Source organism: Streptomyces lydicus (genome assembly GCF_001729485.1).
Taxonomy (GTDB): Bacteria; Actinomycetota; Actinomycetes; order Streptomycetales; family Streptomycetaceae; genus Streptomyces; species Streptomyces lydicus_D.
In genome coordinates this window covers 1,432,875-1,458,435 of sequence record NZ_CP017157.1, presented here as the reverse complement: position 1 = coordinate 1,458,435, position 25,561 = coordinate 1,432,875, and the positions used below count along the sequence as shown (strand labels likewise).

Annotated in this window: 23 protein-coding genes and 1 tRNA gene; 2 read left to right on the top strand and 22 right to left on the bottom strand. The window is 72.3% G+C overall.

Features of this window, described 5'->3' with window-relative positions:
- Positions 1-143: 143 nt before the first annotated feature.
- From SL103_RS06185 to SL103_RS37645, 9 genes are all read right to left on the bottom strand, one after another.
- A complete protein-coding gene (locus tag SL103_RS06185; protein WP_030413843.1) occupies positions 144-377 on the bottom strand; it encodes a hypothetical protein in 234 nt (77 codons plus the stop codon).
- Positions 378-380: 3 nt separating this feature from the next.
- A complete protein-coding gene (locus SL103_RS06180; RefSeq protein ID WP_069567750.1) occupies positions 381-629 on the bottom strand; it encodes a hypothetical protein in 249 nt (82 codons plus the stop codon).
- Positions 630-858: 229 nt separating this feature from the next.
- Positions 859-931 (bottom strand) — tRNA-Ala (locus SL103_RS06175).
- A gap of 113 nt (positions 932-1,044) precedes the next feature.
- A complete protein-coding gene (locus SL103_RS06170; RefSeq protein ID WP_069573461.1) occupies positions 1,045-1,698 on the bottom strand; it encodes a histidine phosphatase family protein in 654 nt (217 codons plus the stop codon).
- Positions 1,695-2,129, bottom strand: a complete 435-nt coding sequence (rsfS, locus tag SL103_RS06165) for a ribosome silencing factor (protein WP_069567749.1) — start codon at positions 2,127-2,129, stop codon at positions 1,695-1,697. The genes SL103_RS06170 and rsfS overlap by 4 nt, the downstream gene beginning before the upstream one ends.
- A 249-nt stretch (positions 2,130-2,378) precedes the next feature.
- On the bottom strand, positions 2,379-4,199 hold the full coding sequence (locus tag SL103_RS06160) for an LCP family protein (RefSeq protein WP_069567748.1): 1,821 nt from the start codon (positions 4,197-4,199) through the stop codon (positions 2,379-2,381).
- Positions 4,200-4,223: 24 nt separating this feature from the next.
- Positions 4,224-4,835: a nicotinate-nucleotide adenylyltransferase gene (gene nadD / locus SL103_RS06155; RefSeq protein ID WP_069567747.1), complete on the bottom strand. Its 612-nt coding sequence runs from the start codon at positions 4,833-4,835 to the stop codon at positions 4,224-4,226.
- Positions 4,836-4,888: 53 nt separating this feature from the next.
- Entirely contained in the window at positions 4,889-5,095 is a 207-nt protein-coding gene (locus SL103_RS37650; protein ID WP_164492725.1) for a hypothetical protein, read from the bottom strand.
- 83 nt (positions 5,096-5,178) lie between these two features.
- Positions 5,179-5,328: a hypothetical protein gene (locus SL103_RS37645; RefSeq protein ID WP_164492758.1), complete on the bottom strand. Its 150-nt coding sequence runs from the start codon at positions 5,326-5,328 to the stop codon at positions 5,179-5,181.
- 150 nt (positions 5,329-5,478) lie between these two features.
- Between SL103_RS37645 and SL103_RS06150 the strand changes: the two genes are divergently transcribed.
- Positions 5,479-6,576, top strand: a complete 1,098-nt coding sequence (locus SL103_RS06150; RefSeq protein WP_069567746.1) for a M48 family metallopeptidase — start codon at positions 5,479-5,481, stop codon at positions 6,574-6,576.
- A 20-nt stretch (positions 6,577-6,596) separates the two neighbouring features.
- On the opposite strand, the gene SL103_RS06145 is transcribed toward SL103_RS06150, so the two are convergent.
- The 5 genes from SL103_RS06145 to proB all read right to left on the bottom strand — a co-directional run bounded on the left by SL103_RS06145 (position 6,597) and on the right by proB (position 12,042).
- Positions 6,597-7,721, bottom strand: a complete 1,125-nt coding sequence (locus SL103_RS06145; protein WP_069567745.1) for a hypothetical protein — start codon at positions 7,719-7,721, stop codon at positions 6,597-6,599.
- A gap of 107 nt (positions 7,722-7,828) precedes the next feature.
- A complete protein-coding gene (locus tag SL103_RS06140; protein ID WP_069567744.1) occupies positions 7,829-8,482 on the bottom strand; it encodes a hypothetical protein in 654 nt (217 codons plus the stop codon).
- 316 nt (positions 8,483-8,798) lie between these two features.
- A complete protein-coding gene (locus SL103_RS06135; protein ID WP_069567743.1) occupies positions 8,799-10,067 on the bottom strand; it encodes a glutamate-5-semialdehyde dehydrogenase in 1,269 nt (422 codons plus the stop codon).
- A gap of 83 nt (positions 10,068-10,150) precedes the next feature.
- Positions 10,151-10,648, bottom strand: coding sequence for a hypothetical protein (locus SL103_RS06130; protein WP_069567742.1), 498 nt, complete (start codon positions 10,646-10,648; stop codon positions 10,151-10,153).
- A 266-nt stretch (positions 10,649-10,914) separates the two neighbouring features.
- Complete coding sequence (proB, locus tag SL103_RS06125; protein WP_079145590.1) at positions 10,915-12,042, bottom strand: glutamate 5-kinase; 1,128 nt, start codon at positions 12,040-12,042, stop codon at positions 10,915-10,917.
- A gap of 450 nt (positions 12,043-12,492) precedes the next feature.
- Between proB and SL103_RS06120 the strand changes: the two genes are divergently transcribed.
- Positions 12,493-14,589, top strand: a complete 2,097-nt coding sequence (locus SL103_RS06120; protein ID WP_069567740.1) for a hypothetical protein — start codon at positions 12,493-12,495, stop codon at positions 14,587-14,589.
- 142 nt (positions 14,590-14,731) lie between these two features.
- Here SL103_RS06120 and obgE read toward each other — a convergent pair whose 3' ends face one another.
- From obgE to SL103_RS06080, 8 genes are all read right to left on the bottom strand, one after another.
- Entirely contained in the window at positions 14,732-16,168 is a 1,437-nt protein-coding gene (gene obgE, locus SL103_RS06115; RefSeq protein ID WP_069567739.1) for a GTPase ObgE, read from the bottom strand.
- 180 nt (positions 16,169-16,348) lie between these two features.
- Positions 16,349-16,606 carry a 50S ribosomal protein L27 gene (gene rpmA, locus SL103_RS06110; RefSeq protein WP_033265664.1) on the bottom strand — a complete coding sequence of 86 codons (258 nt, stop codon included), beginning with the start codon at positions 16,604-16,606 and terminating at the stop codon, positions 16,349-16,351.
- A 14-nt stretch (positions 16,607-16,620) separates the two neighbouring features.
- A complete protein-coding gene (gene rplU, locus SL103_RS06105) occupies positions 16,621-16,941 on the bottom strand; it encodes a 50S ribosomal protein L21 (protein WP_069567738.1) in 321 nt (106 codons plus the stop codon).
- Positions 16,942-17,178: 237 nt separating this feature from the next.
- Entirely contained in the window at positions 17,179-20,934 is a 3,756-nt protein-coding gene (locus SL103_RS06100; RefSeq protein ID WP_069567737.1) for an Rne/Rng family ribonuclease, read from the bottom strand.
- Positions 20,935-21,154: 220 nt separating this feature from the next.
- The gene (locus SL103_RS06095) at positions 21,155-21,955 is read right to left on the bottom strand and encodes a TIGR03936 family radical SAM-associated protein (protein WP_069567736.1); all 801 of its coding nucleotides are present in this window, start codon (positions 21,953-21,955) and stop codon (positions 21,155-21,157) included.
- 48 nt (positions 21,956-22,003) lie between these two features.
- Positions 22,004-22,882, bottom strand: coding sequence for a hypothetical protein (locus SL103_RS36755; RefSeq protein WP_069567735.1), 879 nt, complete (start codon positions 22,880-22,882; stop codon positions 22,004-22,006).
- Between the two features lie 21 nt (positions 22,883-22,903).
- Positions 22,904-23,464: a GNAT family N-acetyltransferase gene (locus tag SL103_RS06085; protein WP_069567734.1), complete on the bottom strand. Its 561-nt coding sequence runs from the start codon at positions 23,462-23,464 to the stop codon at positions 22,904-22,906.
- A gap of 78 nt (positions 23,465-23,542) precedes the next feature.
- Complete coding sequence (locus SL103_RS06080) at positions 23,543-25,468, bottom strand: TIGR03960 family B12-binding radical SAM protein (protein WP_069567733.1); 1,926 nt, start codon at positions 25,466-25,468, stop codon at positions 23,543-23,545.
- Positions 25,469-25,561: the final 93 nt, after the last annotated feature.

Below are 25,561 nucleotides of genomic sequence, written 5' to 3'. Positions count from 1 at the left end.
AAGCGTCCGGAGCCGCCCGGCAATGCCCGGGCGTTTTCGGAACGCGCGCCAGTTGGCGGGCCCGGGAGGCGGACCGGCCAGGGCGGCGGGCGGCCGGCCCGGACGGGCGGGTGCCTCGGCCAGGGGCCGGATGCCGCCCCGGCTCAGGCCGTCGCGAACGAATAGAACCGCTTCAGCGTGCAGTGCTCGTCCAGCAGCCGGCCGTAGATCGGCTCCCCGTCGAGCTCCCGGTAGGTCTCGATGGGATCGCCTTTTATGACCAGGGCGCGCGCGCATTCCTCGCACCAGTACTGGTAATCGGTGTTGACCGGCTCCATGTCACGGACGATCGGCGTACCGCTGCCGCACCAGTCACACTTCCTGCTGTGGGCGCCCATCCATCAGCTCCAACTGTGGCCGCAGGCCGTACAGACGAAGGAAACGCCGCCATTGTCACCGAGTACCTGTGCCACGTGGGAGGAACCGCAAGAAGGGCACTGCAGGGCGGTGTCGGCTCCGGTGCCGGAGACGGCAGCGGGGGTGCCAACGGGGCAGGTGAAGCGGAGCGCGTATTCCGGCAGCCAGTCATAGCCCTGCGCCTCGGCCACTTCGAGCAGGTCATTGACCTCCTCGAGGATGCTCGTGGGCATCGCGATCTTCTCCTCCCCTGCCGGCGCCGTCCGATTCTGCCACGGACCGCCGACCGGGTCAGGCCCACCTTCACGTCACCCGGCGAGCCGCCCGGCGCCCACCGCCCGGCGTCCGCTGTGACGTGCCGCACACCCCGTGCCGCGGGCGGTGGTGACGCCACCGCCTCGTCCGGCCGTGCGGAAAACGCAGAGATCCCGCCTCCATCTGGAGGCGGGATCATCCGGGTTGTGGAGCTAAGGAGAATTGAACTCCTGACCTCCTGCATGCCATGCAGGCGCTCTACCAACTGAGCTATAGCCCCGGGTCTTGTTCCGCTCCCCCGGGTTTCCCCCGGCGGCGCCGCGAACAAGAAGAACTTTAGCCTGCGACCTGCCCAGATGTGAAATCCGGTCCGCCGGGGCCGATCTGCGGGGCTCAGTCGTCGTCGCCGAGCACCGGCTCCGGAAGGGTGCCGGCGTTGTGCTCCAGCAGCCGCCAGCCGCGCGCGCCCTCGCCCAGCACCGACCAGCAGCAGTTCGACAGACCGCCCAGGCCCTCCCAGTGGTGGGCGTCCAGGCCGAGCAGCCGCCCGATGGTGGTGCGGATGGTGCCGCCGTGGCTGACGACGACCAGGGTGCCGTCCTCGGGAAGCTTGTCGGCGTGGTTGAGGACCACCGGTGCGGCCCGGTCGGCGACCTCGGTCTCCAGTTCGCCCCCACCGCGGCGCACCGGCTCACCGCGCTTCCAGGCGGTGTACTGCTCGCCGTGGCGGGCGAGGATCTCGTCGTGCGTGAGCCCCTGCCAGGACCCCGCGTAGGTCTCCCGCAGCGCCGGGTCGTGGGTGACCTCCAGGCGGGTCAGGGCGGCCAGCTCACGGGCGGTGTCCGAGGCTCGCTGGAGGTCGGAGGCGACGATGGCGTCCGGGCGCAGGGCGGCGAGCAGCCGGGCGGCCCGCCGCGCCTGGGCGCGACCGGTCTCCGTCAGCTCGATGTCCGTGGTGCCCTGGAAGCGGCGCTCCAGGTTCCAGGCCGTCTGGCCGTGCCGCCACAGGACGATGCGGCGGCCCTGGGCCTTCTGCGTGCCGTTCAGGACAGCTCTCCGTCCTCCGGGCCCGTCGTGGCCTCGGCGTGGGCGGCTGCCTTGCCCCGGGTGGCCTTGGCGTCCTCGGGCAGGTCGAGCTCGGGGCAGTCCTTCCACAGCCGCTCGAGCGCGTAGAACACGCGCTCCTCGCTGTGCTGGACGTGCACGACGATGTCGACGTAGTCGAGCAGCACCCAGCGGGCCTCGCGGTCGCCCTCACGGCGGACCGGCTTGGCGCCGAGGTCCTTGTTGAGCCGTTCCTCGATCTCGTCGACGATCGACTTGACCTGGCGGTCACTGGGGGCCGAGGCCAGCAGGAAGGCATCGGTGATCGAGAGGACGTCACTGACGTCGTACGCGATGATGTCGTGCGCGAGCTTGTCGGCCGCGGCCTGGGCGGCGGCGTTGATGAGCTCGATGGAGCGGTCCGTGGCGGTCACAAGCGGCTTTCCGGGTCGAGGGCAGCTTCCCCGGCCGCTCACAGGGCGGATCGGTCTCGGCCGAGCCGCGGCGCGCGCCGCGGTCCCCATGGGCAACCGGATCAGCGGTCAGGTACCCCACAAGGGTCTCACGGACCACCGACACCCCCGGCAGGGTTTTCGAACCAGCGGGTCAGACCCGGTCGCCGCGCAGGTCAGGGCCACAACGGGCGGCCCGGCCCCGCCGTGGGGGCCGGGCGCGCCCGCCCGTCAGCCCTTGTAGTCCTGCCCGAGGACGACCGTGATGTCGGCGTTCGCGGCGCCCTTGCCCTGCGTCACCGCGCCCGCCGGCAGCCCCAGCGTCTTGGCGACCTCGGCGGCCTTCGACTTCTGGGCGGCGTCCGCGTAGGTGACCCGCGAGGTGGCGCGGGCCGTGCCCTCGGCGCCGTCGTCGACGAAGCTGTATCCGCCGTTGAGCAGCGTGACCTGCGCCTTTCCGGTGGCGGCCCGGGAGCCGGTGGCGTTGCGGACCGCGACCCGGGCGGTCGCGTCGGGGGCGGTCTTCTTGACCGTGCCGCCGAGCACGTCCTTGACCACGCTCGTCGCGGCGGACGGGCTGAGCGTCCCGTTCGCCTGCACGGGCAGCAGGGTCGTGGTGTACGCGCCGGTCTTCGCCAGCTCCGCGCGCTGCGCCAGCGAGCTGCCCAGCTGGCCCTCGGTGAGCGGCGGGTCGAGCACCTGCAGCAGCGCCTTGACCGTGGCGGTGGCGCCGTCGGAGTCGCTGGAGACCTTCTTCAGCGTGGCCTGCATGACCTGCCCGAACCGCTGCAGCTGCTTGAGCTGGCCCTCGCCCGGCGCCTGGTAGGTGGCGTAGGCGACGGCCGCCTGGCCGTTCAGGTCCTGCGCACGCCCCTGCTTGACCAGCGGGGAGTCGCCCTTCTTGGCGCCCGGCACGGCGGCGTCGGTGTCCAGGGTGATCCCGCCGACCGTCTCGACGAGGTTCTCCAGATAGGGGGTGTCCAGCCGCCAGGTGGCCTTCAGGTCGGCGCCCAGCAGGCTGTTGAGGGAGTCCCGGGTGGGCTCGGCGCCGTCGGTCTTGACGGACTTGCCGAGCGTCGTGGCGGTGCCGTCGTCCTTGGGGACGACGAGGCTGTTGGGCAGCAGGACGGTGGTGCCCTTGTGGGTGGTCTCGTTGTCCACCAGCAGCGCCGTGGAGCTGTTGCCGCTCTTGGTGTCCCGCAGGTGCACGACGAGCACGTCGCGCTTCTGCCCGGCGGCCGCGGCCGCCTTGCCGGCGCCCGGCCCGGCCAGGCCCGGCAGCTTGCCCGCCCACCACAGGTAGCCGACACCGCCGGCGACCAGCAGGGCCAGCACGACGGACAGCGCGACGATCCGGCTGCGGCCGCGCCGCTTGGCCTCCTCGCGCCGCTCGGTGCGGCTCTCGGTGAACTTCAGCCAGTCGATGACGTCTTCGGAGTCCTCGTCCGGTTCCTCGATGAACGAGAACTGCTCGGTGCGGTAGTCCGGGTCGTCCTGGGACGCCCCCTGCGCGCCGCTCGCGGCCCCCGGCTCCGGGTGGTCCTGCGCCGGGGCGCGGCGCCCGCCCCGGGGATGCGGCTGCTCGTCGTAGGAGAGCTCGGAGAGCTGCTCGTACGGGGACTGCTGGGCCTGCTGCGGGATCCACTCCTGCTGCTGGTGCTGGTGCTGCGGGTGGGTCGCCTGTTGCTGCTGGGGCGTGCCGTAGGGGGCGTACTGCTGCGGATGGCCGGGGTCGGCCTGCGCCTGCCCGCCGTAGGCGTCGTAGCCGTACGCGGACCGGCCGGTGCCGTCCTGCTGCCCGGGGTACGGCTGCTGGCCCTGCTGCCCCTGTTGCCCGCCGTACGGGTCGTAGCCCTCGTAGGCGGAGGGGGCGGCCTGCCGGCCGTACGGGTCGTAGTGCTGCTCGTACGACGGCTGCGCGGCGTCGTGGTACACCGGCTGCCCGTAGGCGTCGTAGGTGTAGCCCTGCTGCCCGTGCTGCCCCTGCTGGTTCCCGTACGGGTCGTGGGCGTACGGGTCCTGCGGCCCGTACGGATCCTGTCGGTCGCTCACCGGTGCCCCTTTCCGTCAGCCCCGTCAGCGGTCGTCGCGGTACAGCTGTTTTTTGTCGATGTAGCGCACCACACCGTCCGGCACCAGGTACCAGACCGGATCCCCCTGGGCGACGCGCGCCCGGCAGTCGGTCGAGGAGATGGCCAGCGCCGGCACCTCGACCAGGGAGACCGCTCCCTCGGGCAGCCCGGGGTCCGCGAGGACGTGGCCGGGCCTGGTCACCCCGATGAAGTGGGCCAGGGACACCAGCTCCGCGGCATCGTGCCAGGTCAGGATCTGGCTGAGCGCGTCGGCGCCGGTGATGAAGAAGAGATCCGCGTCGCGGTGCTCGGCGCGCAGATCACGCAGCGTGTCTATCGTGTACGTCTTGCCGCCACGGTCGATGTCGATCCGGCTGACGGAGAACTGAGGGTTCGAGGCGGTCGCGATGACCGTCATCAAGTACCGGTCCTCGGCCGGGGACACCGTCTTGTGGCTCTTCTGCCACGGCTGTCCCGTGGGTACGAAGATGACCTCGTCGAGGTGGAACTGGCTGGCCACCTCGCTGGCGGCGACCAGGTGTCCGTGATGGATCGGGTCGAACGTCCCGCCCATCACTCCGAGTCGCCGCTTCACGGGCCCTGTGTGCTCTCCCATGCGTGCAGACCCTACTGGGCGGCGCGCGATGCCGGGGGCCGGGTGCCGGGGCTCTAGCGGTCCCGGTTGAAGCGGGTGGTGATCCACAGCAGCAGGAGCAGGATGCAAAAGGCGCCGCCGCCGGTCAGGTAGGGGCTCAGGCTTTCGTGGCCGCCCTCGTGTCCGGGTTCGGCGGCGAGGGAGACCAGGGACTGTGCGGTGGTGTGCAGGCTCATCGTCAGCAGGACCAATCCGGGCTGGGGTCGGGCGGAGACTTCCACCACATCGTAAGCGGCGGCTCACTGCCGGCTCACGGCGACTCCACCCAGGAGGGGTCCCGAGGGCGGGCGAGCGGCCCGGCCGGTCAGTCCTGGCCGTAGCCGCGCAGCAGGAACCACGCGAGGAAGGCGGCGCCCACGACGCCGACGACGATCACGGTACGCAGGATCCACCCGGCTCCGCCGCCGTGGGCGGCCTCCTGGGTGACGGCGAGCAGCACGCTCGGATGCGGCATGACGGTGCGCTTCCTTCGGTACGGCCCGGGTCTTCGGTACCGGCCCGGGCGGTCATTGGTGCGAGCGCCAGCGTACGCCCGAGCATCCAATCGCCTGTCAGCGGCGTCCTCTAGGCTGAAGCACACGCAGTCGAACAGGGGGAGGCCCCAATGACGGAGAGCCCAGGCGGCAGCGAGCACGTACCCAGTCGGGACCGGCGGCGATTCCCCGGAATCTCCTCGCGGTCGTACGAACACCCCGCGGACCGCTCGGCGCTGGTGGCACTGCGCAAGCTGAGCGGGTTCGACACGGTCTTCAAGACGCTCAGCGGCCTGTTGCCGGAGCGCAGCCTGCGCCTGCTGTTCCTGTCGGACTCGGTGCGGGTCAGCGACCAGCAGTTCCAGCACCTCAACGACATGCTGCGGGACGCCTGCTACATCCTGGACCTGGAGAAGGTCCCGCCGATGTACGTCAATCAGGACCCGCAGCCGAACGCCATGTGCATCGGTCTGGACGAGCCGATCATCGTGGTGACGACGGGCCTGGTCGAGCTGCTCGACGAGGAGGAGATGCGGGCGGTCGTCGGCCACGAGGTCGGCCACGCGCTGTCCGGGCACGCCGTCTACCGCACGATCCTGCTGTTCCTGACGAACCTGGCCATGAAGGTCGCCTGGATCCCGCTGGGCAACGTCGCGATCATGGCGATCGTGACGGCACTGCGCGAGTGGTTCCGCAAGTCGGAGCTGTCCGCCGACCGCGCGGGGCTGCTGGTCGGGCAGGACCTCCAGGCGTCGATGCGGGGCCTGATGAAGCTCGCCGGCGGCAACCACCTGCACGAGATGAACGTGGACGCCTTCCTCAAGCAGGCGGACGAGTACGAGTCCGGCGGCGACCTGCGCGACTCCGTGCTGAAGATCCTCAACCTGCTGCCGCGCAGCCACCCCTTCACGACCGTGCGGGCGGCCGAGCTCAAGAAGTGGGCGGCCAGCCGCGACTACCAGCGGATCATGGACGGCCACTACCCGCGCCGTGACGAGGACAAGGACACCTCGGTCTCCGACTCGTTCCGCGACTCCGCGGCGCACTACGCCGATTCGGTGCGCAACAGCAAGGACCCCCTGATGGGCCTGGTCCGCGACATCGCGGGCGGCGCGGGCGACTTGGGCGGCAAGCTGCGGGACACGGTCTTCCGCGGCGGCTCGCGCGGCGAGGGCCCGGGCACCGCCAACGGCTCCGGTGAGGCCACGGGCGGCGCGGACGCCTCCTGACGAACCGGCCGGCCGCGCGTCTAACGGATCGGGTGGCTCGGCTTCGGCTGGGCCGCGGGCGCCAGCTCACCGCAGAGCGAGGGGCTGACCCGGTCCCTGGCGAAGGGGTCGGTGCCTGCGGGCCGGTCCAGGCCGGCGTGCTGTCCCGCGAACAGCGGACGCAGCGCGTCGGCCGGCCGCGAGGAGCAGGCCAGCGGCCCCGCCTGCATGCTGCTCTGCAGCACCTCCAGGCGGTGGTCGGCGAGGTCGTCGCGGCCGACCCGGAAGTGCAGTTCGCGCCGGACGGTGACCAGCGAGGCGGCGCCCGGGGTGGCCTTTCCGACGTGCCGGGCCGACGCATCCTGCGGGGCGCCGGGGGCGGGCCGTACCGCGTAGACGAAGGTGTAGTCGGCGGTGACGTCGAGGGCGTCCGGGCTCAGCTCGGAGGCGGCCAGCACGCCGTCGACGCGGACGTTGCGGTCGGCGAGCTGCGTCAGCCGGGGGTCGAAGCGGACCAGCCAACCGGTCGCCGCGTACCGTCCGTTGTCGTCGGGGTGCGCCAGGCTGCGGTCGAACTGGTCGAGTTGGCCGGTGTCGAGCAGCAGCCGTACCGGCCGGACGGAACCGCCGGTGAGGGTGCCCGGGTCCACCGACGAGCGGACCAGGTACTCCTTGGCGATGGTCAGGGCGGAGTAGACCTGGTCGTCCGAGAAGTGCTCGGTGCGGGTGACGGCGGGCAGGTTGACCCCCGCCGCGCCGACCCGGTAGTCGGCCGCGGGGCTGTGCGCGAAGAGGTCCTCGGGGGTGGCGCCCGGCACGGCACCGCTCGGCGCCAGCGGCACGACGGCGGACCGCAGCGGCTGTACCCGGACCGGCTCCGGGGCCTTGTACGGGTGCCGCACGCCCATGTAGACGGCGGTGCCGAAGGCGAGCACGATCAGCAGCACCAGCAGCACGGCCTGACGCGAACCGCCCAGTCGCCTCCAGGCGTGCCGGGCCCGCACGGCCGGTGCGTGATGCTCACCGAGCCGTTCGTCCGCGGAGAATTCCTGCAGGCGAGCAGCGCGCACGAACGATTCGTCGAACACGACGGATCGATACTCGTCCTCACCGCCTCCCTGGGCGCCGTGGGGCGTCCCTTCGGGAGGGTCACCAGGCCCGGTCATACAACAAGGGTAGGTCTGACAGGGCAAACGTAAACGCGGGGACGCGGGGCAACTTCAGCGGAGAATTCCGTTTCGGGAGGCCCCCACGGGGGCAGTGCGTCACACCGTCACTGGGGTCTGGGCACCGCGGTGAACGAGGGGCGGACGGTTTGTCCCGAGGGGACCGACGGCAGCCCCGGACGGGCCGTGCGCACGCTGTCCGCGCCGCCCGTGGTCGGGGCGTCCACCCCGCTGGAGGTGGGCGCCGGCCCCGGGCTCTGGTTGCGCCCCGAGGCGCCCCGGTAGACGGCACTGAAGGCCAGCGCGACCAGCCCGATGCCCATCACCACGGCCAGCACCCAGGCGACCGGGCGGTGCCAGCGGGTGCTGCTCCGATAGGGCCGCAGCGACCCGCCGTAGGGCCCGTACGGACCGTACGGGCGGTACTCGTCGTCGTAGCCGTCGTCCTCGCCGTACGCGTCGTAGTCGTCGTCCCCGGGGCCCACGCGGCCACCGCCGCGGCGGGGAGCCGCCCCGTCGGGATCGTCGCCGTCGGGGCCGAAGCCGGCGCCGGAGCGGGCCGCCTCGGCCTCGGCGCGTGCCTCGGCGGCGGCCAGCATCCGCTCGACCGCCGACGGCTCATGGATCCGTGCGGCCCGGACGAATTCCTCGTCGAAGACCACGGAGGCGAATTCTTCGTCCGCTTTTCCGTGGCTCCCGTGGTGGTGCTCGTCGGGCTCTTCACCGTCCGGGAACGGCTTGCCCCCCACGTCGTCCGGCACCCGTCCAGGTTAGCCCCGACCGCTCGTTTTGGGCAGGGATCCAGCCTGAGAGAAGCACCAACCGCAACCCGCGACAGACGGGGGCCGACGCGACCCGAACCGCACAGGAAACCCACCGCAACCCACCACGGCACCGCCCCGCTCCGCCACGACGGACGGTACTCAGCAGGGCCCTCCCCACACGAAACACCACCGCAACCCACCACGGCACCGCCCCGCTCAGCCACGACGGACGGTACTCAGCAGGGCCCTCCCCACACGAAACACCACCGCAACCCACCACGGCACCGCCCCGCTCAGCCACGACGCACGGTACTCAGCGGGTGTGCCCGTCCCCGGTGACGATGTACTTCGTCGACGTCAGTTCCGGCAGACCCATGGGGCCGCGGGCGTGCAGCTTCTGCGTCGAGATGCCGATCTCGGCGCCGAAACCGAACTGGCCGCCGTCGGTGAAGCGGGTCGAGGCATTGACCGCGACGGTGGTGGAATCGACCAACTGGGTGAATCGACGGGCCGCGGCCTGCGAGGTCGTGACGATGGCCTCGGTGTGACCGGACGTCCAGCGCCGGATGTGCGCCACCGCCGCGTCCAGGTCGGGCACCACGGCGGCCGCGATGTCGTACGAGAGGTACTCCGTCGCCCAGTCCTCGTCCGTGGCGGGCGCCACCAGCCCGGGGCCGGCCTGCTGCCAGGCGGCGTCGCCGTGCACGACCACACCGGCCTTGGTCAGCGCCTCCAGGGCGCGCGGCAGGAACTTCTGGGCGATCCCGGCGTGCACCAGCACCGTTTCCGCGGCGTTGCAGACGCTGGGCCGCTGCGCCTTGGAGTTGATCAGGATGTCGATCGCCATGTCGATGTCGGCGGCCTCGTCGACGTAGACGTGGCAGTTGCCGGTGCCGGTCTCGATCACCGGGACGGTGGACTCCTCGACGACCGTGCGGATCAGCGAGGCGCCGCCGCGCGGGATCAGCACGTCGACCAGGCCGCGGGCACGCATGAGTTCGCGCACCGAGTCGCGGCTCTCACCGGGCACCAGCTGCACCGCGTCGGCGGGCAGCCCGGCGCTCTCGACCGCGTCGCGCAGTACGTCGACCAGCGCGCTGTTGGAGGCGTACGCGGAGGACGAACCGCGCAGCAGCACGGCGTTGCCGGACTTCAGGCACAGCGCGGCGGCGTCCACCGTCACATTGGGCCGGGCCTCGTAGATGATCCCGATCACGCCGAGCGGGACCCGGACCTGGCGCAGGTCGAGGCCGTTGGGCAGGGTCGAGCCGCGGACCACCTCGCCGACCGGGTCGGGCAGCGCCACGACCTGCCGGACGTCGGCGGCGATCGCCGCGATCCGCTCCGGGGTGAGGGTGAGCCGGTCCACGATCGACGCGGCGGTGCCGGCCTCCCGGGCCTTGGCGACGTCCCGGTCGTTGGCCGCGACGATCTCGTCAGTCCGCGCCACGAGGGCGTCGGCGATGGCGAGCAGCGCGGTGTCGCGGGCCGTCCGCGGCAGTGGCGCCAGGACGGCGGCCGCCTCCCGCGCGCGGCGGGCGGTGTCGAGGACGGGCGAGGACTGCGATGCGCTGCTGGTCATGGCCGCAGCCTAACGGGCGGGCGGGCCACAACCAGCGGGTATCTCACAGCGCGGGACGCCGCGCCCGGCAGGCAGAACGGCGGTCAGTAGGGATGCACGCCGACCGGTGAGGCCGGTGGCGGGCCGTAGCCCTCGGCCACCCGCTGGTGGTAGGTCTCCCGGTCGATGACCTCCAGGCCGACGATCTCCCACGGCGGCAGCTTGGCCGTCGAGCGGTGCTCGCCCCACAGGCGCAGCGCGACCGCCGCGGCGTCGTGCAGGTCCCGGGCCTCCTCCCAGTAGCGGATCTCGGCGTGGTCGTTGGCGTAGCGGCTGGTCAGCAGGAAGGGATGGTCGTGGGCGAGCTGTTCCAGCGCGCGCCGGACCTCCTTGAGCGGCGCCTCGCGGCCCGAGACGCTGAGCGTGACGTGCCACAGCCGGGACGCCTCGCGGCGCTCGCCCTGGGGTGCGGGCCGGGCCGCCCCGTTCCGCTCCGCGCGTTCCTCGTCCGCCGGCCGGCCGGCGTCCCGGCCGGTTCCGACGCTGGTCAGTGCCCGCTCCGCCGTCCCTCGGGGCAGGGCCCCTGGGCGCCCTCGTCTCACCGGCGGCCTCCTGTGCTGCGAATCGCTCCGCCTCGGGGTGCGGAGCCGATGGGTGCGGTCGTACTTCGGCGGGTGCGCTCGCGCGCTGCGGGCGCCGCTCCCCTGCGGCGCCCCCGCAACAAAGTTGACCAGCCCGCGGCCCGTCGCGGGGGCGTTTTTGCGAAGGTCTCGCGGGAAAGGCCGGTTGGTGCACCGTTCCCCGGGCGGTGCACCGTTCCCCGGGCGGTGTGCCGGGCCGTGGGCGGCCGTCGGCCGGACCGGGCGCTTCAGGGGTGCAGCAGCACCAGATCGTCGCGGTGCACGACCTCGCGCTCGTACGCCGGACCCAGCTCGCGGGCAAGCTCCCGGGTCGAACGCCCCATCAAACGGGGGATTTCCCGGGCGTCGAAATTGACGAGCCCGCGGGCGACCGCGCGGCCGGTGCCGTCCCGCAGCTCCACCGGGTCGCCGGCGGAGAACTCGCCCTCCACGGAGGCGATGCCGGCCGGCAGCAGCGAGGAGCGCCGCTCGACGACCGCCCGCACCGCCCCGTCGTCCAGGACGAGCGCGCCCTGCGGCGTGGAGGCGTGCGCGAGCCACAGCAGCCGGTCGGCGGAGCGCCGGCCGGTGCGCAGGAAGTGGGTGCCGGTCGGGCCGCCGGCCAGCGCGTCCGCGGCGTGCACCGCCGACGTCAGCACGACCGGGATGCCGGCCGCGGCGGCGATCCGGGCCGCCTCGACCTTGGTGACCATGCCGCCGGTGCCGACGCCGGCCTTCCCGGCGCTGCCGATGGAGACGCCCTCCAGGTCGCCGGGCCCGCGGACCTCGGCTATCCGGGAGGTGCCGGGGGTGGCGGGGTCGCCGTCGTAGAGGCCGTCCACGTCGGAGAGCAGGATCAGCAGGTCGGCGCGGACGAGGTGGGCGACCAGGGCGGCCAGCCGATCGTTGTCGCCGAAGCGGATCTCGTCGGTGGCGACCGTGTCGTTCTCGTTGACGATCGGTACGGCGCCCATGGCCAGCAGCTGGTCCAGGGTCCGGTAGGCGTTGCGGTAGTGGGCCCGGCGGCTGGTGTCGTCGGAGGTCAGCAGGACCTGGCCGACGCGGCGGCCGTAGCGCGCGAAGGACGCGGTGTAACGGGCGACCAGCAGCCCCTGGCCGACGCTGGCGGCGGCCTGCTGGCGGGCCAGGTCGCGCGGTCGCCGCTCCAGGCCGAGGGGCGCCAGGCCGGCCGCGATGGCACCGGAGGAGACCAGCACGATCTCCTTGTCCTGGTGCTTGGCCAGCACGTCCACCAGCGCGTCCACCCGGTCCGCGTCCAGTCCCCCGGCGGCCGTGGTCAACGACGACGAACCGACCTTCACCACGATCCGGCGGGCGTCCGCCACTTCCTGCCGTGCGCCTGCCGCGCCTGCCATGTGTCCGTACCCCTGTGTTCCCGTTCCCGCCGCCGTACGGGTATTCCTTGTCACTGTCACCCGCACCACGTCCCTACGGGCGCAATCTACGGCAGTGCGGGCCGCGGCCGCGTGGCGATACCGCCTGGCGGACGCCCCGGCCGGGCCGGCGGACGGCTTCCTTCCCCGGTACTCCCGGGCCGGCGGCGGTCCCGCGGGCCCTCCGTGTGGCCCTTACCACTCGGGCTCACTCGGAATTCCTTAAGACGGAAGCCGAGGCCAAGAGGTTGCGTTCGATTGATCCGCTTTCGCGGTGATGAGAGCCACAGCAGATTGTCACCAAGGCCAACAAGGTCATACGGTCGGGTGTCCATCGGTCCCGTTTCGCCGCTCCGGCGGCGTCGCAGCGCGGGACCCGGCCGCCCCCCACGGCCTCCCCCCTGACCTTCTTGCTGCCAGGAGCCCTCCCCCGTGCCTTCCGCCGGAATCGTTCCCCGCCGAGCCGTACAGCTCGCGGCACTCCTCGCGATGATGATCGCGTTCACCGCCCAGCTCGTCGGTGCGCTGCTGCCCGTCATCCCGCTGTTCATCGCCGCATCCGTGGTCAACCTGGGTCTCGACCTGGTCCTCCAGCACAAGCAGCCCGGCCTGCTCGCGGTGCTGGGCCGGATCCGCTTCGACGTCACGGTGCGCCAGCTGCTGCGCGACATGCTGATACTGGTCGGCCTGCTGCACATCGACGGCATCAACCCGCTTGAGGAACAGGCGCCGCTGACCATCACGCTGCTCCTCTTCTACGGCACCCACTTCGTGTGCCAGGCGGTCGCGGTGCTGGTCCGCCGGACCCGCAGCCTGCCGTTCGTGACCCGCAACATCGACGCGAGCGCACTGCGGCTGTGCGACGCGCCGCCGCGGATCCTCTCCCGCCAGACGGGCCGGCGGCTGCTGCGCTTCTCGGTGCCCACCACGACGGGCATGATGATCACCGCGATCACCACGGACGCGTTCTGGGGCGGCGTCGGCCTGGCCGTGTCGCTGGCCCTCTCCGCCGGCGGCACGCTCTACCTGGGCACCTGGCTGCTGCCGAAGAAGCGGGTGGCCGGCGAGAAGCAGGCGCTGGAGTGGCTGGACAACTGGCTGGCCGAGTACCGGCCGACGGTCGGCATGTACTTCTCCGGCGGCTCCTCCTCCGCCTACCAGGCCAACATGTGGCTGAGCACCCTGGCCTCGCTGGACGGCAACCCGATCATCGTGCTGCGCGAGCGCTTCATGGTGCAGAAGATCGAGGCCACGGACGTCCCGATCGTCTGCATCCCGAAGGTCGCCAACCTGATGCGCCTGGAGCACTCCACGCTCAAGGTGCTGCTGCACCCGGCGAACTCCGGCAAGACCTCGCAGATCCTGCGCATCCCGTCGATCAAGCACGCCTTCACCAACCACGGCGAGAGCGACAAGCTGTCCTCCTGCAACCCGTACGCCAAGGCGTACGACGAGGTGTGGGTCGCGGGCCCGGCGGCCCGTGACCGCTACCAGCTCGCCGACATCGGCGTCGAGGACAAGGACGTCGTCGAGGTCGGCCGCCCCCAGCTGGCGCCGATCCAGCCGATCCAGCGGCCCGACAGCCGCCCGGCGGGCCGGCTGACCACCGTGCTGTACGCCCCGACCTGGGAGGGCTGGGACGGCAACCCGGGCAACACCTCGGTGATCCTGGCCGGCGAGAACATCGTCCGCGAGCTGCTCGCCGACGAGAACGTGCGGCTGCTGTACAAGCCGCACCCGATGACCGGCTCCGTCGACCCCCGCGCGGGCGCCGCCAACGCCCGTATCCAGGCGATGATCACGGAGGCCAACGGCCACCGCGGCGGCGCGCGGCCCGGCCCCGAGGCAGCCGCCGAGCTGGTCCGCCGCGACGAGGAGCTGGCCGCGCTGACCACCACCGCCTTCCGCAAGAGCGCGGACGAGCTGGAGCGGATGCGGCTGCAGGGCACCCCGGAGGAGGGCCGCGCGGCCGCCGTCGAGGCCGCCATCACCGCCTGGGAGGCGGCGTACTGGAACTCCTTCCCCGAGTGGGAGCACCAGATCATCACCGCCGCCCGCCCCGGCATCTTCAGCTGCTTCAACCAGGCGGACGTGCTGATCAGCGACGTCTCCAGCGTGGTCTCGGACTACCTGACCAGCGAGAAGCCGTACGCGGTCGCCAACACCTCGGGCATGAGCGAGGACGACTTCCGGGCGAACTTCCCGACCGTACGGGCGGCGACGATCCTCACGCCCGCGGCCGACGGGGTGGCCGGTCTGCTCGACGCGGTCCGCAACCCGGAGAAGGACACCCTCGCCGCGGAGCGCGCCGAGCTCAAGGAGCACCTGCTGGGCCCGTCGGACCCGCCGTCGTCGGTGCGCTTCAACCAGGCCGCGCTGGACCTGTGCGCCCGGGCCGACGAGCGCCGCATCCGCATGGAGAGCCGACTGTCCGGCATTCCCGGGCAGCGCTCGCAGGAGGACGTGGACGCCTCCGAGACGGCCGAACACACGGGCAACGACGCCTCGGACGCCACGGCCGCCGTCTAGCCCGCAGCGAGCCGCTCACGGCTTCGACGGACCGCGGGGCAGCACAAAGGCGGCGGCAGCCGCAACGGGGAAGGCCCCCGGGAGGAGAACTCCCGGGGGCCTTCCCCGTTGGCGTGCGTGCCCTGGACCGCCGGGCGGTCCGTCAGAAGGGGCGGAAGCCGTCGTACTCCTGGTCGGCCTCGTCCCGTGCCACGTCCCGGTCCCTGCGGCGCTGCGCGGCCGGCCGGGGCGCCTCCAGGCGGTGGTCCTCGCCACGCCGTCCCAGCATCTCCGCACCGGCCGCCATCATCGGCTCCCAGTCGAAGACGACCGCGTTGTCCTCGGGGCCGATGGCGATGCCGTCGCCGGCGTGCGCGCCCGCCTTGCGCAGCCCGTCCTCGACGCCGAGACGGTTGAGGCGGTCGGCGAGGTAGCCGACGGCCTCATCGTTGTTGAAGTCGGTCTGGCGGACCCAGCGCTCAGGCTTCTCGCCGCGCACGCGGAAGAAGTTCTCACCCTCTTCCGTGATCGTGAAGCCGGTGTCGTCGACGGCCTTGGGCCGGATGACGATACGGGTGGCTTCCTGCACGGGCTTGGCGGCGCGGGCCTTGGAGACGACATCGGCAAGCGCGAAGGACAGCTCCTTCAGGCCCATGTGGGCGACCGCGGAGACCTCGAACACGCGGTAGCCGCGCTCCTCCAGGTCGGGGCGGATCATGTCGGCGAGGTCCTTGCCGTCCGGGACGTCGATCTTGTTGAGGACGACCATGCGGGGCCGGTTCTCCAGGCCGCCGTACTGCTTGAGCTCCTCCTCGATGGTGTCGAGGTCGGACACCGGGTCGCGGTCGGCTTCCAGGGTCGCGGTGTCCAGGACGTGCACGAGCACCTCGCAGCGCTCGACGTGCCGCAGGAACTCCAGGCCCAGACCCTTGCCCTGGCTCGCACCGGGGATCAGACCGGGGACGTCCGCGATCGTGTAGACCGTCGAACCGGCCGTCACCACACCGAGGTTGGGCACCAGCGTCGTGAACGGGTAGTCGGCGATCTTGGGCTTGGCGGCGGAGAGCACCGAGATCAGCGAGGACTTGCCGGCGCTCGGGTAACCGACCAGCGCGACGTCCGCGACGGTCTTGAGCTCCAGCACGATGTCGCGGGCCTCACCGGGCTCCCCGAGCAGCGCGAAGCCGGGGGCCTTGCGGCGGGCGGAGGCCAGCGCCGCGTTGCCGAGGCCGCCGCGGCCGCCCTGGCCGGCGACGAAGGTGGTGCCCTGGCCGACGAGGTCGGCGAGCACGTTGCCCGCGCGGTCCATGACGACGGTGCCGTCGGGGACCGGCAGGACCAGGTCCTGGCCGTTCTTACCGGAGCGGTTGTCGCCCGCGCCCGGCTGGCCGTTGGTGGCCTTGCGGTGCGGGTGGTGGTGGTATTCGAGAAGCGTGGTGACGTCCTGGTCGACGACCAGGACGACGTCGCCGCCGCGGCCGCCGTTGCCGCCGTCCGGGCCGCCCAGCGGCTTGAACTTCTCCCGCATCACGGAGGCCACGCCGTGGCCTCCGTTACCCGCGGCGACGTGCAGCTCGACGCGGTCCACGAAGGTGGTCATGGTGGGGGTGCCTCCAGATAAACGGGGTGTGTTGCTACTGCGGGATATCTCTGTCGTAACACGCCAAGGGCGGACCAGCCTTCCCGCTTCCGCGAGAAAAGGCGGTCCGCCCCTGATGACTGCGCCGACCCCGGGGGATTCCCCCGGAAGCTCAGCCGAGTTACTACGTCCGGGCCCTGATTACTGGGCGGCCGGGACGATGTTCACGACCTTGCGGCCACGGTGGGTGCCGAACTGCACCGCACCGGCCTCAAGGGCGAACAGGGTGTCGTCGCCGCCACGGCCGACGCCCGTGCCCGGGTGGAAGTGGGTGCCGCGCTGGCGGACCAGGATCTCACCGGCGAGGACGGCCTGACCGCCGAAGCGCTTCACGCCGAGCCGCTGAGCATTGGAGTCGCGACCGTTCCGAGTGGACGATGCGCCCTTCTTGTGTGCCATGTCTCCTCAGTCCCTTACTTCGCCGGAGCGTCGATGCCGGTGATCTTCAGCGCCGTGTGGAGCTGGCGGTGGCCGATCCGCTTCTTGTAACCGGTCTTGTTCTTGTACTTCTGGATCCGGATCTTGTTGCCCTTGTGGTGGTCCACGACCTCACCCTGAACCTTCACGCCGGCCAGGACCCACGGGTCGCTGGTGACCGAGTCACCGTCGACGACCAGCAGCGTGGAGAGCTCGACGGTGTCGCCGACCTTGCTGGTGGAAATGCGGTCAATCTCGATGACGTCGCCGACAGCAACCTTCTGCTGGCGCCCGCCGGTGCGCACGATCGCGTACACGCGGAACTCTCTTTCGCTAGAAACGGATCCTCTGATGCCAGCCGCTCACACGGGCTCGGGATAGGGCCCGTGGAATCCGAGTGGACGAGCGGCCTCTCCCGGCGGACCGGGAGGTAGTTGCTCAGGGGTTGCGGTGTCTCAGATGTTCTCAGACACCGACGGTCAAGGTTACGGGGCCTTGACCAGGGGGTCAAACCGGCCCCGGACCGCTGACGGCCCGGGGCACGGCCTGGTCGCTCACGCGACCGGGGACTCCTCGGCGGCCGCGGTCTTCTTGGCCGCCGCCTTCTTGGTCGTGGCCTTCTTCGTGGCGGTCTTCTTCGCGGTGGCCTTCTTGGCGGTGGTGGTCTTCTTCGCCGCCGCCTTCTTGGCCGGTGCCTTCTTCGCCGCGGTCTTCTTGGCGGTGGCCTTCTTCGCCGCCGCCTTCTTCGCGGTCTTCTTGGCAGCCGGCGCCGCCTCGGCCTCCGCGGCCTCGCCGGACACCTCGGCGGGCGCCGGCTCGGCGACGGGCTCCGCCACGGGCGCCGAGATGACGACCGTCGCCGCCTCGTCGGCCTCCGGCGAACCCGCCGGAGCGGTCACCTTGCGGGTCACCCGACGGCGCGGGCGGGCCGGCGCGGGCTCCGCGGCCGGCGCCTCGGGGGCCGCCTCAGCCACCGGCTGCGGCTCCGCGGCCGGCGCCGGCTCGGCCGGCACCACGATCGCGGCGGGCTCCTCGGCGGCCTTGGGGGCACCCGCCGGAGCGGACACCTTCCGGCTCACCCGGCGGCGGCCACGGCTGCGCCCGGCGGCCGCCTCGGCCTCCGCGGGGCTGCTGAACCACTCGTCGGCCTCGGCCACCGCGGGCTGCAGCTCGGCCTCGGTCACCGGGGCGGGCTCCAGCTCGGGAGCGGCGCCGTCCGGCAGCGACGGGGCCGCCTCGACCTCGTGGACGTGCGGCTCGGCCTGCGCGGCCTTGCCCTTCTTCTTGCGCTTGCCGCCACCGCCGACCGTGGTCGGCTGCTCCATGTGGACGATCACGCCGCGTCCGTTGCAGTGCACGCACTGCTCCGAGAACGACTCCAGCAGGCCCTGGCCGACCCGCTTGCGGGTCATCTGGACCAGGCCCAGCGAGGTGACCTCGGCCACCTGGTGCTTCGTACGGTCCCGGCCCAGGCACTCCAGCAGGCGCCGCAGCACCAGGTCCCGGTTGGACTCCAGCACCATGTCGATGAAGTCGATCACGATGATGCCGCCGAGGTCGCGCAGCCGCAGCTGACGCACGATCTCCTCGGCCGCCTCCAGGTTGTTCCTGGTGACCGTCTCCTCCAGGTTGCCGCCCTGGCCGGTGAACTTGCCGGTGTTGACGTCGACCACGACCATCGCCTCGGTCCGGTCGATCACCAGCGAGCCGCCGCTGGGCAGCCAGACCTTGCGGTCCAGCGCCTTCATCAGCTGCTCGTCGATGCGGTACGTCGCGAAGACGTCGACGTCCGACGTCCACTTCTGCAGCCGGTCGACGAGGTCGGGGGCGACGTGCTGGACATAGCCGTGGATGGTCTGCCACGCCTCGTCACCGCTGACGATGACCTTGGAGAAGTCCTCGTTGAAGATGTCGCGGACGACCCGGACGGTCATGTCCGGCTCGCCGTAGAGCAGCGTCGGGGCGTTCGTGGAGGACGCCTTCGCCTTCTTCTGGATCTCCTCCCACTGCGCCTGCAGACGCTGGACGTCGCGCGCCAGCTCCTCCTCGCTCGCGCCCTCCGCGGCCGTACGGACGATGACGCCCGCGTCCTCGGGGACGATCTTCTTGAGGATCTGCTTCAGACGCGCCCGCTCGGTGTCCGGGAGCTTGCGGCTGATACCCGTCATCGAGCCCTCGGGCACGTAGACCAGGTAGCGGCCGGGCAGCGACACCTGGCTGGTCAGCCGGGCGCCCTTGTGGCCGATCGGGTCCTTGGTGACCTGCACCAGCACCGACTGGCCGGACTTCAGCGCGGTCTCGATGCGGCGCGGCCCGTTGGCCATGCCCAGCGCTTCGAAGTTGACCTCACCGGCGTACAGCACGGCGTTGCGGCCCTTGCCGATGTCGACGAAGGCGGCCTCCATCGACGGCAGGACGTTCTGCACCTTGCCGAGGTAGACGTTGCCGACGTACGAGGTCGCCTGCTCCTTGTTGACGAAGTGCTCCACGAGCACGTTGTCCTCAAGGACGCCGATCTGGGTGCGCTCGCCGCTCTGGCGGACGACCATCACCCGCTCGACGGCCTCGCGACGGGCCAGGAACTCCGCCTCGGTGATGATCGGCACCCGGCGGCGGCCCTGCTCGCGGCCCTCACGGCGACGCTGCTTCTTGGCCTCCAGGCGCGTCGACCCCTTGATCGACTGCACCTCGTCCGCGCTGGTGCCCTCCTCCTTCTTGCGGGGCTCGCGGACCTTGACGACCGTGCGCTCCGGGTCGTCGGAGGCGCCGGACTCGGCTTCGGCACCGTCCCCGCTGCGACGGCGGCGACGACGGCGACGACGGCTGCTGCTGGAACCGCCGCCCGACTCCTCGGCCTCCTCGTGGGCCTCCGACTCCTCGGCGGCGTGCTCCTCGTCCTCCTCGGACTCGGCCTCGTCCGCCGCTTCCTCGGACGCACCGGTCTCGGCGGTCTGCTCGTCGGCACCGTCGGCGGACTCACCGCGGCGACGGCGACGGCCACCACGGCGGCGGCGCCGCGAGGGACGCTCGGCGGACTCGTCCTCGGCCTGGCCGGACTCCTCCGGCTCGGTCTCCGGCTCGGCCGCCTCGACGGCCGGCTCGGCCTGGCCGGTCTCCGGCTCGACGGCGGCGGTGACCTGCTCGGGCTCGGCCGGGGCACCGCGACGGCGGCGACGGCGCGAACCGGCGGGCTGCTCCTCGGTGACCTCGGCCGCCGCCTCTTCCTGGCGGGCCGCGGCGTGCGCGGCGGCCGCGGACTCCGGGGTCTGGAACATCGGCTCGGTGAACACCGGAGCCTGGAAGACGGCGGTCGGCGGACGCTGCGCCCGGCGGCGGCCACGGGCCGGCGCCTCCTGGGCGGGCTCCTCCTCGGCACGGGGCTCCTCGGCCCGCGGTGCCTCGGCGGCCGGCTCGGCGGCACGGCGGCGCGACCGGCGGCGGGGCGCCTCGGCGGGCTCGGCCGGCTCGCTCACCGCGACGGCCTCGGCGGCCGGTGCCTCTTCGGCGGCCTGGGGCGCACCGGCGGGTGCGGTGGCCTTACGGGTGGCGCGGCGGCGCGCACGGGCGGGCCTGGCGTCCTCGGCGGGCGCGGGCGCCTCCTCCTCGGCGGCCGGGGCGGCCGGGGCGGCGCTCTCCACCGCTTCCGCGGCGGTCTCCTCGACGACGCTCACCTGAGGGGAGCCGGCCGGAGCGGTGGCCTTACGGGTGGCGCGGCGGCGCGCACGGGCGGGCTTGGCCTCCTCGGCGGGCGCGGGCGCCTCCTCCTCGGCGGCGGGGGCAGCCACGGCGGCCGGGGCGGCGGGCGCCTCGGCGGCCGGCTCCACGGCGGTCTCGGTCTGCGGGGACCCGGCAGGCGCGGACACCTTGCGGGTCGCCCGGCGGCGGGTACGGCGCGGCGCGGCGTCCTCGGCCTGCGGCGCCTCGGCGGGCGCCGCTTCGGCGGCAGCGGGTGCCTCGACGGCGGCCGGAGCCTCGGCGGGCTCCTCGGCGGCCGGCTGCGGCGCCCCCGCCGGAGCGGTGGCCTTACGGGTCGCGCGGCGGCGCGTACGGGCGGGCTTGGCCTCGTCCCCGGTGGTGACCGACGCGGCGGCGGGCTCCCCGGCGGGGGCCGGGTCGGCCACGGGCGCGGCGGCGGTCTCGGTGCTCACCACGGACGCCTCCGGCGCCTCTCCGGCCACCGGAGGACCGGCAGGCCGGGACGCCGCACGGCGCCGACGACGCGGCGGAAGCGTGTCGCTGGGTGAGTGGTTGTCCTCGATTCCACGGTCCTTGGACGGCGTGGATTCAGTGGGCTCAATGGGCTCGAGCATGCGGGCGGTTCTCCCGTCACGCTCCCGGGCGCCGGGCCTTGTTCCGGCCGCGGTCCGCGTGATGAGCGCGGGCCCGCTGTCCGGGGCGTGGGCGCCGCACGGGAGCTGTCGTCTCGCTCGCCGGGCCCCGTAGGGCGAGGACCGGCGAAAGTCTCCTGGTCAGTGCGTCTGCCGGACCGGGGTGGCTCCCTGGCTGATCGGCGACGCGACGACGGCAGTCCTACGCAGTACCTTCCCCGGCTGCCGGGGAGGCCCCACTCGGCGCCTTCGCGGCACTCAGCCCGGCGGCCGTGGGTGGGGCGGCCGTGGCAGCGTCGCGGTCGGGCGCTAGCGGGTCAGTCACCGCGCCGGTCTCCTCATCGAGCAGCCCCTGCGCCAGCCTGGTCACCGCAGCGGGGACCGGCGGCGCCAGGTCGGCCGTAGCTCGGAGGCCGGACAGGACGTCGTCGGGTCGAACGGCGGGTGTCACATGCCGAACAACCAGCCGCAGTATCGCACAGGCTTTGCCGTCGGGCCTATCGCCCTCGCTGCCGGAGGTCTCCAGACGCGCCACTGCGGCCCGCGCGTCGAAGCTCCGGATGCCGTTTTTCGTCCGGCGCTCGACCAGCACCTCGTCGGCGGCGAGGAACGCCCCGACGGCGTGCTCGGCCGCCTCGACCTCGACGCCGTCGAGCCGGATCTCCCACACCGAAGCCTGCAGCCGGTCGGCCAGTCCGCTCGTGTGTGCCTGCACGGAGTCGATCACATCGAGCCCGTCCGGCAGCGACTCGTTGAGCAGTTCGCGAAGCTTGTCCGGATCGCGGTGCTCGGCGAGCTGGATCTCCAGATATTCGGCCTCACTGCCCGTACCCGTCGGGGCGGCGTTGGCGTACGACACCTTGGGGTGCGGGGTGAACCCCGCTGAATAGGCCATGGGGACCTCGGCGCGGCGCAGCGCCCGCTCGAAAGCGCGCTGGAAGTCGCGGTGGCTGGTGAACCGGAGGCGGCCGCGCTTGGTGTAGCGCAGTCGGATGCGCTGCACCGCCGGTGCGGGCGGCGGGCCTTCGGGCTGTCGCTTGCCCAGTGTCGTTCAGTCCTTCGTGAGTGCGGTCGTACTGCTACCTAGAGTACGTGTCCCGCGGCCCCCAGGTTCCCGGTGGGGCGGCACCGCCTCGGACCGCCGCTCCGGCACGGGCGTTCCGAACAGCGCTCGGCGGATCTCCCCGCGGGTCTGCCGCACCGTCTCGCGCGCCCCGCGCAGCACCCGTCGCACCGGCCGCCAGACCCCGTCCCGGACGGCGTGGCCGAGCGGCGTGAGCACGTGGCGGTACGCCCGGCGCAGCGGCTCGACGACCAGCCGGCGCAGCACCGCGCCCAGGAACCGGCCCACCGCCCGCGAGACCGCCCCGGCGATCCGCCAGCAGTGCCCGAGCGCGTCCGCGACCTCACGGGCGACCACCGTCAGCACGGTCGCCAGCGCTCCGAGGACCGGCCCGAGAACGTACCGCCACAGGGCGACGGCCGGTACCAGCACAATCCACCGGACGAGTGCGGCCAGTACCGCGGCGACCCCCGCCAGCACCCGGCCGGCCGCTCGGCCCACCGGCGCCAGCACCCACACGTACAGCCACCGGGCCGGCACCACGACGAGCCGGTGCGCCAGCCACCCCAGCCCCCGCCCGAGGGGCGTCAGCACATGGCGCCACAGCAGGGCCAGCGGCGCGGCGATCAGCGTCCGTGCGGCCCAGGCGAGCGGGCGCACCACGAGGGTGCGCCACAGCAGGGCCAGGCCACGCCCCAGAGGGCGGAGCACGGTGCGGTCGACGGCCCGGGCGGCGGCGGCCAGGGCGTCCCAGAGCAGACGCACCGGCACCACGAGAATCAGCACCACCACCCGCACCGGGATGCGGACCGCGGTGGTCAGACAGCCCTCGCCGGGTTCACGGTGTGCGTACCGGGCCGGTTCCATACGACTCCCCCTGTCGGTCCCTCAGATGTGCGCGTCGGCCGTCGGCCGCCGGGCGTGGATCCAGTAGCGCAGCTTCTCGGCCCGCTGGTCCTCGAAGACCCCGCCGCACGCCTCGATGACCCTGCGCGACCCCGCGTTGGTGTCGTCGCAGGTCACCAACACCGGATCGAGGCCCAGTTCCTGATGGGCGTACGGGAGCGCGGCGCGCAGCATCGCGGTGGCATGGCCGCGGCGGCGCGCGGAGGGGCGTACCGCGTATCCGACGTGGCCACCGTAGGCGAGGAGCGTGCCGGTCAGCCGGTGCCGGAGGGCGATCCGCCCCAGGTAGGTGTCGCCCTCGACCCACCACAGCGTGGTCGAGGGCACCACGCCGTCGGCCCGCTCGTCGTACGACGTGCCGCCGACCGTGCCGACGTACGCGGCGAAGCCCTCGGCGGACGGCCAGCGGTCGTGCCAAGTCCTCAGCTCACGGGCCAGGTTGGAGTGCGGTGACCGGTCCGCTCCCTCGGCGCGGAATTCCTCCATGGCGGCGAGGAACGAGGCGTGCACGTCGACGGTGGGAGCGATCAGCTGCGGTGACATCGCCCCATTGTCCGCGGACACGCCACGGCCCGGCGCCGCGGGGTGCGGGCACCGGGCCGGAAACGCCGATGCGGAGCGCTACTTGACGACGGTCAGCGGCAGCAGCTTCTTGCCCGTCGGGCCGATCTGGATCTCGGTGTCCATCTGGGGACACACGCCGCAGTCGAAGCACGGGGTCCAGCGGCAGTCCTCGACCTCGGTCTCGTCGAGGGCGTCCTGCCAGTCCTCCCAGAGCCAGTCCTTGTCCAGGCCGGAGTCCAGGTGGTCCCACGGGAGGACCTCCTCGTACTCACGCTCACGGGTGGTGTACCAGGCGACGTCCACGCCGAATTCCGGCAGCGCCTTCTCCGCGGCGCGCATCCAGCGGTCGTAGGAGAAGTGCTCGCGCCAGCCGTCGAAGCGGCCGCCGTCCTCGTAGACCGCGCGGATCACCGCGCCCACCCGGCGGTCACCGCGCGAGAGCAGGCCCTCGACGATGCCGGGCTTGCCGTCGTGGTAGCGGAAGCCGATGGAGCGGCCGTACTTCTTGTCGCCGCGGATCTTGTCGCGGAGCTTTTCGAGACGGGCGTCCGTCTCCTCCGCGGACAGCTGCGGCGCCCACTGGAACGGGGTGTGCGGCTTGGGGACGAAGCCGCCGATGGAGACCGTGCAGCGGATGTCGTTCTGCCCGGAGACCTTGCGGCCCTCGGCGATGACCTTGACCGCCATGTCGCCGATCTGGAGGACGTCCTCGTCGGTCTCGGTCGGCAGACCGCACATGAAGTACAGCTTCACCTGCCGCCAGCCGTTGCCGTAGGCCGTGGAGACGGTCCTGATCAGGTCCTCTTCGGAGACCATCTTGTTGATGACCTTGCGGATCCGCTCCGAGCCGCCCTCGGGCGCGAAGGTCAGACCCGAGCGGCGGCCGTTGCGGGTCAGCTCGTTGGCGAGGTCGATGTTGAAGGCGTCGACGCGGGTCGACGGCAGCGACAGGCCGATCTTGTCTTCCTCGTACCGGTCGGCGAGCCCCTTGGCGATGTCACCGATCTCGGTGTGGTCCGCGGAGGACAGCGACAGCAGGCCGACCTCCTCGAATCCCGTGGCCTTCAGGCCCTTGTCCACCATCTCGCCGATGCCGGTGATGCTTCGCTCCCGCACGGGGCGCGTGATCATGCCGGCCTGGCAGAAGCGGCAGCCGCGGGTGCAGCCACGGAAGATCTCGACGGACATCCGCTCGTGGACGGTCTCGGCCAGCGGGACGAGCGGCTGCTTGGGGTAGGGCCACTCGTCGAGGTCCATGACCGTGTGCTTGGAGACCCGCCACGGGACGCCGGAGCGGTTGGGCACGACGCGGGAGATCCGGCCGTCGGCCAGGTACTCGACGTCGTAGAACTTGGGGACGTAGACGCTGCCGGTCTTCGCGAGCCGGAACAGCAGCTCGTCGCGCCCGCCGGGCCGGCCCTCGTTCTTCCAGGCCCGGATGATCTCGGTGATCTCCAGCACCGCCTGCTCGCCGTCGCCGACCACCGCGCAGTCCAGGAAGTCCGCGATCGGCTCCGGGTTGAAGGCGGCGTGGCCGCCGGCGAGGATCAGCGGGTCCTCGTCGGTGCGGTCCTTGGCCTCCAGCGGGATGCCGGCGAGGTCCAGGGCGGTGAGCAGGTTGGTGTAGCCGAGCTCGGTGGAGAACGAGACGCCGAGCACGTCGAACGCGCGCACCGGGCGGTGGGCGTCGACGGTGAACTGCGGGACGTCGTGCTCGCGCATCAGCGCTTCGAGGTCCGGCCAGACGCTGTAGGTGCGCTCGGCGAGCACACCCTCCTGCTCGTTGAGGACCTCGTAGAGGATCATGACGCCCTGGTTGGGCAGGCCGACCTCGTACGCGTCCGGGTACATGAGCGACCACCGCACGTCGCAGCTCTCCCACGGCTTCACCGTGGAATTGAGCTCTCCACCGACGTACTGGATGGGCTTCTGCACATGCGGGAGCAGGGCCTCGAGCTGTGGGAAGACCGACTCGGCAGACATCTCGAACCTTCGTGAGCTGGCATGGGGCGACTCTCAAGCGTAACCCGCTCGGAGTCGCCCCCCGTACGGCCCGGAGGAGCCCCCGTCCGGGGA